Genomic DNA, 13776 nt, shown 5'->3' with positions numbered 1-13776 from the left:
GAGATGCAATAGTGGTTGTCAACTGCGTTTGAGTTAACAATTGAAATTTTTTATAAAAAGTATTGGCTTATTTTAAAAATCATAAATAAAAAAAAAGCCGCTGATTAGCGGCTTTTAATATATATAATAACAAATGTTATTTTGATTTGTTTGCTTCAACAATGTATTTTTCAAGTGCCATAGTCATAGAAGGAGTGTCAGGTGTAGGAGCAAGAATATCAATTCTTAATCCGTGATCTAAAGCTTCTTTTTGAGTAGTACTTCCAAAAACGGCAATACGAGTATCGTTTTGCTCAAAATTCGGAAAGTTCTTGTACAATGATTTTATTCCGGTTGGGCTAAAGAAAGCCAAAACATCATAATAAACATCAGCAAGATCAGATAAATCACTCATTACTGTTTTGTAAAAAACAGCTGCAGTCCAGTCTACTTTTAAACTATCTAATACAATTGGCGCGTCAGCATTTAATTGATCAGAAGCAGGAAGTAAGAACTTCTCGTCTTTGTATTTTTTAATTAGCGGAGATAAATCAGCAAAATCCTTAGGACCTACATAAATTTTACGTTTTCTATAAACTACGTATTTTTGTAGGTAAAAAGCAACTGCTTCTGATTGACAGAAATATTTTAAAGTTTCAGGAACTTTAAAGCGCATTTCATCAGCTACTCTAAAAAAATGATCTACTGCATTTCTACTAGTTAAAATAATTGCAGTATAATGATTAAGATCGATTTTTTGAAGTCGAATCTCTTTAGCATTAACTCCTTCTATGTGAATAAAAGGTCTGAAATCAATTTTCACTTTATGCTTTTGTTGAAGCTCAAAGTAAGGAGAGTTCTCTACTTTAGGCTCGGGTTGTGACACCAAAATTGTTTTCACTTTCATATTTTATTTTTTCTAGGCGCTACCTTTTGTAAACCAATAATACATAAAAAAATAGGGGGCTATTTCCAAAGTGCAAAGATATAAAATAAAATAAAACAACTTACCTATTATTAGATTTTGATAATTTTTTATTGTAATCAAATAGGTTAATATGTTTAATAGCAATAATATAGCTATGATTATCAGTAAAATATTTCTTGAAAAATCACTGTAATAGAATAGGATTACATTGATTGGTAGTAATAATAGTCCAATGTAGGTTCTATAAGTTACTTTTTGCAGGTTGTATTGCTCCATAAATTCCTCAATATTAAACGCTGTTGCGATAATTTTTTCGATCAAAAATTTAGAAAGAATGAAGAATCCTAGTAATGTTGTTATTTGAATGTAAAGCAACCAGTCTGTTTTTGATGCATAACCAAAGAAGCTTAATGACAATTGGATAAAAAAGGCAAACGAAATCACTTGAGCAATAAATAAAGAAATTGTAAAAGTGCTCTTTATATTGCTGCTATCGCGGTATACTTTAGAATATTTATCAGAAAATAGTAAATTCATGAAATCTCCAAATCGATTTTCATGGAATGATTTGGTAAAAGCAATAAGCGCAAATGTCAAAACAAATAAAAAGGTTGCCCAATCTTTGTTTTCAATAATTCTCGGTTGAAGTAAGTGTTCCATCATATCGCTGCAAAATTACTAATTTTTTATATGAATCTTTTTATTATAATTTTATTATGAATGAAATGGCATAAAAACGTTACTTTTGCCGTGAAATTACAAGATTTATGAACGATTGTATTGTTATAATCCCTACCTATAACGAGATTGAAAACATTGAGAGCATTATAAGATCAGTGCTTTCGCAACACAAACCTTTTCACGTGCTTATCGTTGATGATAATTCTCCTGATCGTACAGCTGATAAAGTGATGCTGTTGCAAGAAGAGTTTCCAGGTCGTTTATTTCTAGAAGTTAGAAAAAAGAAATCCGGATTAGGTACTGCTTACGTACATGGTTTTAAATGGTCGCTAGCAAATAAGTATGATTTTATATTTGAAATGGATGCTGATTTCTCACATAATCCAAATGATTTAGAAAAATTGTATGATGCTTGTCATTTTGGGAATGCTGATTTAGCAATAGGCTCTCGTTACGTAACAGGAGTAAATGTAGTAAACTGGCCTTTAAGCAGAGTATTGATGTCGTATTTTGCATCAGTATATGTACGCATGATTACGGGAATGAAAATTCACGATGCCACTGCAGGTTTTGTATGTTATAAAAGAGAGGTTTTAGAGAGAATAGATATTAATAAAATAAAATTTGTGGGTTATGCTTTTCAAATTGAAATGAAATACCGAACTTTCTCTAAAAATTTTAAAATTACTGAAGTGCCAATAATTTTTACAGACAGAACAAAAGGAGTTTCTAAAATGAGTAATTCAATTATTGTTGAAGCCGTTTTTGGAGTTATTTCGCTAAGAATAAAAAAATTATTAAATACTTTATAATAAAGGAAACCATGAATAGTGTTTTAATTAAGAATGCCAAAATAGTAAATGAAGGGGTGATTTTTGAGGGTGATGTGTTAATTGAGGACGACTTAATTGTAGAAGTTGCTGAAAGTATTAGTGCAAAATCATCTAATTGTCTAATCATTGATGCCGAAGGTAATTATTTAATGCCGGGCGCTATTGATGATCAAGTGCACTTTAGAGAGCCAGGACTTACTTATAAAGGAGATATCGAATCAGAATCTAGAGCTGCCGTTGCAGGAGGGATCACTTCTTTCATTGAGCAACCTAACACGATTCCTAATGCCGTTACTCAAGAAATTCTAGAAGAAAAATACCAACTTGCAGCCGATAGATCGTATGCAAACTACTCCTTTATGATGGGAGCAACTAATGATAACTTAGCCGAAGTTTTAAAAACTAATCCTAAGAATGTTCCTGGAGTAAAGATATTTCTAGGATCATCTACAGGGAATATGCTTGTAGATAATGAGGCTACATTAGAGAAGATATTCTCTAGTACTTCTATGTTAATTGCTGTTCATTGTGAAGATGAAGCAACTATTAAAAGTAATACTGAAAAATTTATAGCTGAGTATGGTGATGATGTTCCTGTAACAGCGCATCATTTAATTCGTTCAGAGGAGGCTTGTTATATTTCTTCTTCTAAAGCGGTTGCTTTGGCTAAAAAAACCGGTGCACGTTTGCATATCTTTCATCTTTCTACGGCAAAAGAAATGGACTTGTTTACCAATAAAATTCCGTTAGAAAAAAAGCAAATTACTGCTGAGGTTTGTATTCACCATTTATGGTTTACTAATGATGATTATGCTACTAAAGGAAATTTGATAAAATGGAATCCTGCAGTGAAAACAGCAAATGATAGAAAAGTACTTTGGGAAGCATTGCTTGACGATCGTATTGATGTTATTGCTACTGATCACGCGCCGCATACTCTTGAAGAAAAAAAACAACCGTATTTAAAAGCACCTTCAGGTGGGCCGTTAGTACAACACGCTGTTGTAGCTATGTTTGAAGCACACCATCAAGGAAAAATTAGTGTGGAGAAAATTGTGGAGAAAATGTGCCATAATCCAGCTAAAATTTTCAAAATTGAAAAACGAGGTTTTATTAAAGAAGGTTATTTTGCCGACTTAGTAATCGTGAATGCAGGTTTGCCTTGGAGTGTGAAAAAAGAGAATATCTTTGCTAAATGCGGCTGGTCTCCTTTTGAAGGGTTTACTTTTAAGTCTAGAATCACCCATACTTTTGTAAACGGGAAATTAGTATATAACGCTTTTAAAGTTAAAGATATTCGCGCAGGGAAAAGACTTTTGTTTGATCGTTAAAAATAGAAAATGAAAAAAAGTATAGTATTGATTGCGGTGTTGTTTTTATTTTTTAGTTGTAAGAAGGAAGTGGTCGAAAAACCCAAAGGTCTTATTGAAAAAGAAAAAATGATGAATATTATGTATGATTTATCACTTTTGGATGGTATCAAGTACCAAAACAATACAGTGAGAGATAGTATAGAATTGAACCCGTCAGAATATATTTTTAAAAAATATAAGATTGATAGCCTTCAATTTGCTAAAAGCAATATTTATTACGCTTCTAATTATGTTGAATATAAAGACATGTTTGATAAAATTATCAAGCGTTTAGATGATAAAAAAACAGTACTTGATTCAATACTTAAAAAAGAGAATAAAGCTAAAAGTAAGAAAGATTCTTTACTGCTTTTAAAAGAAAAACCAGCTTTAAAAAATGATTCTTTATTAAAACCTTACAGTGAAGATAGAGCGATTGAGTTGAAACGCAAACGCAAATTTAAAGCAGCTAAAGTTCTCTTAAATAAAAATGCTGCTGCAGTCAAATAATAATTATCGAAAGCAATACAGATTTACAAGAATTTGTTTTCTTGGATATAATGAGCAATGGGAGTAAAGTTGGTTTTTAAAGCCGCTTTGATTTTATCATTAGAATATAAGGTAGTAGAATAAGAAGCTCTTGCTGTAGCTTTAGTAAGGCTTCTTTTTTTTCTAAAAATAAAAGAGGTGATCCAATCAGCTCTCCATAATACCTCCATTGCAAGCGGACTAAGTGCTATAGAAGGTCTTTTTGCTTTTAAAGAATCAGCTATTGCATTAAGAATATTTTTGAAAGAACTGTTTTCAGTGATAAGGATGTATTTTTGGTTTTTAATATCGCTTTCCATTAGTTGTACGCAGCTAGTTACAACATCATTTACGGCTACAAAACCCGTAGTTCCTGAGGTATAAAAAGACAATCCTTTACTCACTTTTTTAAATAACTCCCCACTTCCTTGATCAGGAAAACCGGGTCCTATAATCACTCCTGGATTTACAATAATTACCGCTAAACCTTCTTGCTGGCCGCGCCATATTTCCATTTCGGCACCATGCTTAGAGATGGCATAATCGCTATGTGGCTTTTCAGGATTCCACTCAGATTCCTCTGTAACTACCGTTTCATTAGGAGCTAAGTCGCCTAGTGCAGCAATAGAGCTAATGTGACATAGTTTTTTGATATTTCTGGCGAGGCAAAAGTTGACGATATTAGCAGTGCCTTCAATATTGATTTTGCGTAGTTTGTTTTCGTCTTTAGAGGCAAACGAGATAAGGGCGGCACAATGATAAACATAATCAATCCCAGTGAAGACTTTTTCTAGCGAAGGAACATCAAGGATATCTGCTTGAACCCATTCTATGGTGTCAAATAGTGAGCTTTTTTGATAATGAGTAAATAATGCTTTAGTTTTTAGGATGCTGCTTGGGTCTCTATAAATAGCGCGAATTTGATTGGAACCTAAATTTCCACGTTCAATCAATTGCAGTAATAAATGTGCGCCCACTAAACCTGTTCCTCCTGTTACTAATATCATATAGCAAATTTACGAATTATGATTTACGAATTGCGATTTTTTAAGATTATGCACACAAACAAATAAGCGATTCGACTTTAAATTTTATATTTGCATAAAAATTATACTAAGTAGAATGAAAAATATTATTTCCGAATTACAGTGGCGCGGATTGGTTCACGACATCATGCCTGGAACCGAAGAACAACTTTTAAAAGAAATGACCACTACTTATATAGGATTTGATCCTACATCTGATTCTTTGCATATTGGAAGTTTAGTTCCTATTATCCTTTTGGTACATTTAAAAAACTTTGGGCATAGACCCATTGCTTTAATAGGTGGTGCAACAGGAATGATTGGAGATCCTTCAGGAAAATCAGATGAAAGAAACCTTCTTGATGAAGTCACTCTTAACCATAATGTAGCAGGAATAAAAGGTGTTTTATCTCGTTTTTTAGATTTTAATTCAAATGCTGCAAATGCGCCGGTTTTAGTAAACAACTACGACTGGATGAAAGGGTTGTCATTTATAAATTTTGCTCGTGATGTAGGGAAGCGTATTACGGTAAATTACATGATGGCTAAGGATTCTGTAAAGAAAAGATTTGCGGGAGAGGGTGAAGGAATGTCTTTTACAGAGTTTACATACCAATTAATTCAAGGATACGATTTTTACCATTTACATAAAGAATACAACTGTTTGTTGCAAATGGGAGGTTCTGACCAATGGGGAAATATCACTACGGGAACAGAATTAGTACGTAGAATGAATGTAGGCGAAGAGGCTAAAGCGTATGCAATGACTTGCCCATTGATTACAAAAGCGGATGGATCTAAATTCGGTAAATCCGAAGGTGGAAATGTTTGGTTAACTGCAGATAAAACTTCGGTTTATAAATTTTACCAATTCTGGTTAAACACGACAGATGTCGATGCCGAAAAATATATTAAAATCTTTACTTTCTTAGATAAAGAAACAATCGATAACTTGATTGAAGAGCATAAAACAGCGCCGCATTTAAGGGTGTTACAACGCAGATTAACCGAAGAGTTAACAACCTTTGTTCATTCAAAAGAAGAATTAGAGAAAGCTATCAAAGCATCAAATATTCTTTTTGGAAATGCAACTGCCGCTGATTTAAAAGAATTGGACGAAGCGACCTTTTTAGAAGTTTTTGATGGTGTTCCGCAAGCTGAAATTGCAAGAAATGAGATGGAAGCGGGAATCGAAATCATCACTGTTTTGAATGATAAAACAGGATTTTTTAAATCGAATGGAGAAGCGAGAAGAGCTTTGACAGCAAACTCGATTTCGATAAACAAAGAGAAAATAAAAGAAGATTTTATACTTTCGTCAAAAGATTTAATCAACAATCAATTTGTATTGTTACAAAGCGGAAAGAAAAATTACTTTGTGGTAAGAGTAGTTTAATTTTCAAGTTAAACAACGATTAATACTTTCTCAGCATAGTAAGTACTGTAAAATTTTTCATACCCAAAATTTAACATTTAGTTTGTCATTCCGACGAAAGAGGAATCCCCGTCACGTAAGTGGTTTGATGAGATTCCTCCTTTGTCGGAATGACAAGAATGTGACTATAGTTTATTGTAGTATATTCAAAAATAAAATGGTAAATAAATAAACAAATGGTCAAAAAGTCGCAAGAGTTCTAAGGAACTATTGTGACTTTTTTGTGTTTTGAATGTATGTTATTCTTTAAAATTGATTTCCATTTTATTTGATTGGATCCAACCTTTTGTGATGGTTTTGTCTTCTTTTATTGTGTTTAAATCTTCGGTAAGTAAGCGTTCATATAATTCCTCTTTGAATAAATTAATGTGCAAGTCAATGTAGTGGGTGGATTTTTCGTCTAAATAATATTCGTTGTCAAAATACTGTAGGTATCTATTTTTATCCCAGTTTGCGGTTATAGTGTACGTTCTTCTTTCGTTTGGATTTAATTTAATGATGCTTTGAATAATGTTTTTACTGTTTTGTTCTTTTATCTTTTTTTGCTCGGCAGCTAAGTATTGTTCTAAGTTACCTTTGTTAGATCGTAATTCACTTATCGTTTTTTTTACTGGCTCTTGAGTATTTTTTGTATTGAAAATATTATCGGCTTCAATAGTCACATTTTCTTGGTATAATCTGTATGAAGGGCTCCAGGATAAAGAATTTGTAGTATTGGATTTTGTCGATTTGGTATCTAAGATAAAAGAAACAATAGTGTTAGTTCTGTTTTTAATATGATAATGTATTGTGAATTTCCTGTTACTTGGATTTGTATTTAGTGAAGTAATGGAATCTATTTTTACTTCCAATTCTGGATTCTGTGCAAAACTACAGATTGAAAAGAAGAAAATTACAATAGAAATGATGCGCATGTGCTAAGTTTAAAAAGTTATAAATATACTACGAATTCTAAATGACCATTAAATTACAACCACGAATATCTGAATTATCAAAACGTCCCAATACTTCGAAAGAGTTGTTTGGGTATTTCTTTCCTAAATCCTGTGTTGCTATAAAAGAGCATGAATTGATGTTAGCCAAATCAATCACGTTGATTCCGCCAGTTTTTCCGATACCCACATAGCTTAGGGCGTCTTCGGTATCTCTCAATAGGATTTGGATCCAAGAGGGGCATTCGAATATTCCATCCCCTAGTGAATAAGCTTGAGAAAGTAGTTCGGTCATACCGTATTCTGAATGAATCGCTGTCACGCCAAAACCTGCGCACAATTGTTCATGCAATTCCTCACGGATCATCTCTTTGCGCTTGCCTTTCATTCCACCGGTCTCCATGATAATAGTGTTTTTTAATTGAAATTTTTGTTTCTCAATTAAATCTAGTAGGGCATAGGTGACTCCTATCAAAATTACATTTTGTCCGACATCATCTAGAGCGATTAGGTTTTTTATGAGTTCGTCATGATTGTGCAAGTAAAACCCACTTTCAGTGCGATTAGACAATTTAATTAAATCTTCGACCATGTAAATCAAAGATGAACCGTCACGCTCTAAATAGGAAGGTAATAAGGCTAGAACCACATAGTCTTCGATATTGCCATAAAAATCAGCAAATCCCTTGCGGTAGCTTTCTTCATAGATTGCAACATTAGTAACTAGATGTTTACTAGTGATCATTCCTGTAGTTCCACTACTAGAAAAAGTGGCTTGAACGGGATCATTATTAGAAACCACTTCATGGCTTTTAAAAAACTGAATGGGTAAAAATGGGACCTGTTGTATACTTTTTACACATCCCACATCAGTATTTAATAATTTACAAAACTCATTATAAACTTTATTGTTCTCGTATTGGTACCTAAAAACTTTTAATGCAATTTTTTCAAATTGTTTTTGTCCTGTAATGGTGAAAATATCTGTGGGAGTAATCAAAACTTTTTTTTACAAAGATATTAATTTTATGCTTTTTTATTGGTTTCAAATAGAGTTTAAAATGTTTTGCTTTTAGTACATCTCGCTTTAGCTTCTAAAAGCTTTATTGCAACAAATTAATATGGTTAAAATGGTTTTGATTTGTGGGAAGAACCATTTCGATCATTGTGATTTTTTTTATTGACTATTGCAGGTTTTAAGCATGTTTAATCAAATATTTTGGCTTTTTGTCTATAGAGTTTAATTTCAATATGGGGGCAAAGGGTATAAAAAAAGCCCCACGGTTAAGAGGAGCTTTAAATTTTTGGTTTTAACTGTGAATTTCATCTTACAATTAACTTGCGAGTCGCTGTTGCGTTTTGTTCATCAATTTTAATGATGTAAACACCAGGGCTTAATGATGAGATATTTAATTCTTTAGAAATAAGTGTTGTTTGAAGTACTTTTTTTCCGAGCAAATCAAAAATAATGATTTGTTTTTCGGCATCGTTTTTTGTCGAGATGTATACTTTACCGTTGCTCACGGGATTAGGATACAAATTCAATCCTTCGATTGTAGTCGCTTGTTGTGCTTTAGGTAATTGCTTAGTATCTTGAGCATTGCTGCTAAGAGAGAATAAAAAAACCAATAAAAGAACACTATAAAAGTAATTTTTTGCCATCAATGTGATTTTTGTTAAGTAAATATACAAAAAACAAAGACTATACCAAAAAAAAATGTCTTTCAGTTAAGAAAGACATTTTTGTATGAATATTATGTTTTTATTATTTAGTCCAGTCTGCCCAAGTAGGTAAAGTTACTCCTGCACCTGCACCAGTTTGAGTAGTTACGTAAAAAGATGTAAGATTGTTAGCAGTTACGAAGTCTAAATCGTTTACTTTAAATTCTCCTGCAGCAATTCTTGCAGTTGCTCCTGTATTACTATCAAGTTTTGCAAGAGTTTCGATTCCGCTTACATATAAGTTTGTGTATGTTTCGATTCCACCACCTTCTTTAAAGTTGATTGCTTTTTCAGAAGCTGTAAATTTAGCTTCTGCTCCTTTAATAATAGAGATGTTTGTTATTTTTGCATTTGTCATTGGCAATGCTATATCATTAGCTCCATTGTTAGAACCTTCAACTCCTGCAAATGATACACCGCTGATGTAAACATTTGTGATTGTTCCTACGTATCCATCTGCGAAATCTAATGAATCATCATAAGAGTTGATTAATACAAGGTTAGTTGCGTTTACTGCACCTCCAAAGAATTCAACTGCATCATCTCCACTTTCAAAAGTATAGATATTTGATACTTCAGTACCACTACCTACTCCAAAGAAGGATACTCCGTTGTACTCTTTACTATCACTAAATTTAGATCCAGTGTAAGAAATTTTCAAGTAGTTGATTTTTCCAGAGTTATCCTCGTTATTGTTACCACCGTATAATAATCCACCTACTTCAGATGTTCCGTTATCTCCAGTGTTTACTTTTGCATCACCACAGATAATTAATCCACCCCAGTTTCCTTCCGTAGGAGTTGCTTTACCTGATGTCATTACTACTGGTTTAGCAGAAGTTCCATTTACATAAATTTTTGCACCTCTTTCTACAGCAATGAAAATTGTTTTTGCTTTTTCTCCGTCAGCTGTTGGGTCAGATTTAATTGTTGTTCCAGCAGGAATTACTAATGAAGCACCAGATCTTACGATTAACCCTCCAGTTAATGTGTATGTTTTTGTTGCATCTAGAGTTACTGTTTCGTTATTAGTAATTTCTCCTTTTAAATCCCCTACTTTTAAATCAAAAGTATTTGTAGGTATTTGTGTTGGTTCTGGACTGTCGCTAGTACAGCTCGTAAATGCAATAGTCACTACTGTTAAAATTGCTAAAATTGATTTTTTCATTTTTTTTAATTTTGTTTATGTTTTTTTTGACACTACAAAGAAACATGATTAGTGTTTTTATCAGGTTAAGGCATTATTACTTTGCTGTTAAGGATTTTTATAGGATTTTCAATTTCATTAACATTAAGTTTACATCTATTTTAAAGTATAATAAAAAGAGGTAGCTGATGATTATCAACTACCTCTTTTGTAATCTATTTTAATTTTTTATTAAAATTTGTAATTAAGTGATAGGCTTAAGTTTGATCCTATTTTATAAGAGCTAGCAACGACATCAGCAGTTTTAATTAGTGGGGCATTACTTTGATCAGTGAATCTTTCATAAACTGGGTTGAGAATGTTTTTAAATGAAAAACCTAAATTTAATTTTTTAGACAAGTTTGATTTTACAATAAAGTCTAATCTGCCAACTGATTTATCAATAAGGTTTCCTCTTTCGGAAGTTCCTATTACTGCTAATTTATCAGAAACGTAAGCATAGGTTACAGTGGCAGTGATGTCTTTATCGTTTTTAAATTCTTTCGAAAAAGAAATATCAGTGTTTGCTAAGAAATCGGCTGCTCCTGATAATTTTGAATTTGTATACGTAAAGTTAGCTCCAAAACCATTTTCACTCAAAACTTTTGCATTACTCAAATCCATATCTTGATACATGTAAGAACCATTGAATCCAAAGCTCAATTTTTCTTTCAAATTGTTTACATCAGAAGTTTCATAAATATTTTTTCTCAATTCTAATTCGATTCCAGCTACAACTGCATTGTCTCCTGTATTTGCCCAAGTAATATTACCCGAAGAAGAGTTGGTGTACATTTCGTTAATTGGATTTTGGATTAATTTTCCAAAAGCAGTTAAAGAAAGAATTTCGTCACTAGTAGGGTATAATTCCCAGCTTAAATCGGCATTGTAGTTTGTAGATGCATATAATTTATCGTTACCTTCATAACTCTGTCCTACCTCTTGAAATAAGATTTTAACTTTTTCCTTGAACTGTGGTAAAGTGTAAGTGTTACTTGCAGCAAATTTCAAATTTTGTTTGTCGGTTAATTTATATTTTGCAATAATGCTTGGTAAGAATTTTACTGGAGCATACGTTTTACCAATTCCATCAGGAGCATCTAAACTTATATAATAAACATATTGTTCAATTTGCTCAAATCTACCTCCTAACAAGACAGATAATTTATCACTAAAATTGTATAATGCATTTCCATATACAGAGTGAATATTTAAATGACCGTTATAAAATTGAGATAATTTGCTTGAACTATCGCCTGCAGCCAGATCAAAATTTGTACTGTCTAAGTATTGATCTGTGTTATTGAATTCATCTTTTGAAAAAAGAGTTTTATTTGTTTGTGGAAAAAAAGAATATTGTTGTGAATCAAAATCAACAGTTTTCATTTTTCCTGAATAACCAAGAGTTACTTTACCTTTAAATTCATCCTCAGCTATTTTTGCAAAATTGTATGAGCCTGAAATATTTGCTGACCATTCTTTTTCAGTCAAACCTTGGTAATAACGGTGGTTATTTATACTTGAGTTTTTGAAAAAAGTGTAATCTGTAGATCCATCACTTGAGGGAACAAAAGTATTTTGCATACGATCTGGAATAGTGTTATCTAATATACTGTATCCAAGACCCCAATTTGCTGTAATTCTTTCATTGTATTTGTGCTTACCTAGCAATTGGTTTACAATTAATTGTGTTTTATCGAAAGTTCCGCGTTTTATAAAACCAATTTGGTCTAATCCAGAGAACTCAATATTGAACCCCTCATACTCACTATAATCTTGCGAAGTAGAGTTTAAAAATAAAGTAGTAAACAAAATAGAGTTATTTCTATTGATTTTGTAATCTGCGGTACCCATTACGGTAGAATTAGTATTGAATTGATATGATTTTCTAAAGTAATCAGTATTGGCAGCACCTTGTGCAGTAATAGTTGTTCTATAGATCCCTTCGTTATATTTGTTCTCGGCATCAAATCCAGCAGTAACAAAAGCGCTAATAGTACTATTTGCACCCAAATTGAATTTTTTTCCTGCAGATAAAGAAATATTATTATTTAAAGTATTTTTTCTTTCTTGTCTGTCCCAGCTATTAGTATAGTTGTATGGTAGTAAAGGATTGCTTGGTGCATTTGTTTTACTAAAACCCGAGTAAGAAGGACCGTCTTGCAAGTAGAAATTATCAAGTTTAGCTACATTTGAGTTTGTACCTACACCTACGCCAATTTGAATAAATGGTGAACCTGTCATTTTCTTGGATACAATATCTACATTTGCTCCTCCAAAATCTGCGTAATTTTGAGATTCAAATGTTTTACTAATTCCTACTGATTCAACAATATCTGTTGAGAATATGTCTAAAAGTATATTTTTATTTTTCGGGTTGTTAGATGGTAACGGCAATCCATTTAAAGTCGTTACATTATAACGGTCTCCTAATCCTCTAACAAAAACACTTCCTGAGCCCTCTTGTTTAGATACACCACTTACTTTAGTCACAGCAGATGCAACGTCACTTACACCTTTTCTAGATAATTCTTGTGCTCCAATTGATTGCTTAATTTCAACTGCATTTTTTTGGTCTAACAATAAAGCAGTTTCCTTTTGTCTATTTGTAGGAGCAGCTTTAATAACCACGTCATCTAGTTTATAGCTTGATGAACCTAATGCTTTACTCATTGTAATTGTCTCGTCACTTTTTACAGTTACAGCAGCTTCAATTGTTTCGTAACCTATAAAGCTAAATTGTATTACATAATTACCTGCAGGTGCTTTTAAGCTATATTTTCCATCGATATCTGTGGTTGTATTTATTGGTGTACCTTTTAATAATACGTTAGCAAAAGGTAGTGTTTCGTTGTTTGAATCTTTATCAGTTAGTACTCCAGCAATAGTACCTTTATTTTGTGCGAAAGTAAGGGTACTGATAAAAAGCGTTAAAATGAATAATTTCAGTTTCATAGTTGTGTTTAATTTTTTGCAAAGTAATGGGGTACTTGTAAAGTTTGCGTTATTGGGAGGTTACCATTTTGTTTCTTGAATATTAACAAAAGGTTACCATATTAAATTACCATGAAGACAGTTTTTTAACAATCGAAATAGTATTATATTTACATTCGAAATTAACTCCGTCGAATACCATTTAAGGTAGAATTGAATGCGATAAATATTATTTGTTACC

At 32.3% G+C, this 13776-nt stretch carries 12 protein-coding genes; 4 read left to right on the top strand and 8 right to left on the bottom strand.

The features are described from left to right. Positions 1–136: 136 nt before the first annotated feature. Positions 137–886: a uroporphyrinogen-III synthase gene (locus HNP99_RS02355; protein WP_173850869.1), complete on the bottom strand. Its 750-nt coding sequence runs from the start codon at positions 884–886 to the stop codon at positions 137–139. A 12-nt stretch (positions 887–898) separates the two neighbouring features. Beyond that, entirely contained in the window at positions 899–1570 is a 672-nt protein-coding gene (locus HNP99_RS02350; RefSeq protein ID WP_173850867.1) for a DUF4271 domain-containing protein, read from the bottom strand. 104 nt (positions 1571–1674) lie between these two features. On the opposite strand from HNP99_RS02350, the gene HNP99_RS02345 reads away from it, so the two are divergent. From HNP99_RS02345 to HNP99_RS02335, 3 genes are read left to right on the top strand one after another with little or no spacing between them, the layout of a single operon-like run. Next, a complete protein-coding gene (locus HNP99_RS02345; RefSeq protein ID WP_173850865.1) occupies positions 1675–2400 on the top strand; it encodes a polyprenol monophosphomannose synthase in 726 nt (241 codons plus the stop codon). An 11-nt stretch (positions 2401–2411) separates the two neighbouring features. Continuing rightward, positions 2412–3752, top strand: coding sequence for a dihydroorotase (locus HNP99_RS02340; RefSeq protein WP_173850863.1), 1341 nt, complete (start codon positions 2412–2414; stop codon positions 3750–3752). Between the two features lie 9 nt (positions 3753–3761). Continuing rightward, positions 3762–4283 (top strand): DUF4296 domain-containing protein, encoded by a 522-nt coding sequence (locus HNP99_RS02335; RefSeq protein ID WP_173850861.1) that lies wholly within the window; start codon positions 3762–3764, stop codon positions 4281–4283. Between the two features lie 23 nt (positions 4284–4306). Here the strand turns inward: HNP99_RS02335 and HNP99_RS02330 are convergent, their stop codons facing one another. Beyond that, complete coding sequence (locus tag HNP99_RS02330) at positions 4307–5308, bottom strand: NAD-dependent epimerase/dehydratase family protein (RefSeq protein ID WP_173850859.1); 1002 nt, start codon at positions 5306–5308, stop codon at positions 4307–4309. Between the two features lie 115 nt (positions 5309–5423). On the opposite strand from HNP99_RS02330, the gene tyrS reads away from it, so the two are divergent. After that, positions 5424–6722, top strand: coding sequence for a tyrosine--tRNA ligase (gene tyrS / locus HNP99_RS02325; protein ID WP_173850857.1), 1299 nt, complete (start codon positions 5424–5426; stop codon positions 6720–6722). Positions 6723–7000: 278 nt separating this feature from the next. Here tyrS and HNP99_RS02320 read toward each other — a convergent pair whose 3' ends face one another. The 5 genes from HNP99_RS02320 to HNP99_RS02300 form a co-directional block, all read right to left on the bottom strand. Continuing rightward, positions 7001–7675 carry a hypothetical protein gene (locus tag HNP99_RS02320; RefSeq protein WP_173850855.1) on the bottom strand — a complete coding sequence of 225 codons (675 nt, stop codon included), beginning with the start codon at positions 7673–7675 and terminating at the stop codon, positions 7001–7003. A gap of 37 nt (positions 7676–7712) precedes the next feature. Beyond that, complete coding sequence (locus HNP99_RS02315; protein WP_173850853.1) at positions 7713–8693, bottom strand: LuxE/PaaK family acyltransferase; 981 nt, start codon at positions 8691–8693, stop codon at positions 7713–7715. Positions 8694–9016: 323 nt separating this feature from the next. After that, complete coding sequence (locus HNP99_RS02310; protein ID WP_173850851.1) at positions 9017–9355, bottom strand: T9SS type A sorting domain-containing protein; 339 nt, start codon at positions 9353–9355, stop codon at positions 9017–9019. Between the two features lie 103 nt (positions 9356–9458). Continuing rightward, complete coding sequence (locus HNP99_RS02305) at positions 9459–10583, bottom strand: hypothetical protein (RefSeq protein WP_173850849.1); 1125 nt, start codon at positions 10581–10583, stop codon at positions 9459–9461. A gap of 210 nt (positions 10584–10793) precedes the next feature. Further along, entirely contained in the window at positions 10794–13556 is a 2763-nt protein-coding gene (locus HNP99_RS02300; RefSeq protein WP_173850847.1) for a TonB-dependent receptor, read from the bottom strand. Between the last annotated feature and the right edge of the window lie 220 nt (positions 13557–13776).

It is taken from the genome of Flavobacterium gelidicaeli (genome assembly GCF_013294005.1).
Classification (GTDB): domain Bacteria; phylum Bacteroidota; class Bacteroidia; order Flavobacteriales; family Flavobacteriaceae; genus Flavobacterium.
Note: the sequence above shows the minus strand (reverse complement) of the source record. Positions and strands in the feature narration are given on the sequence as shown.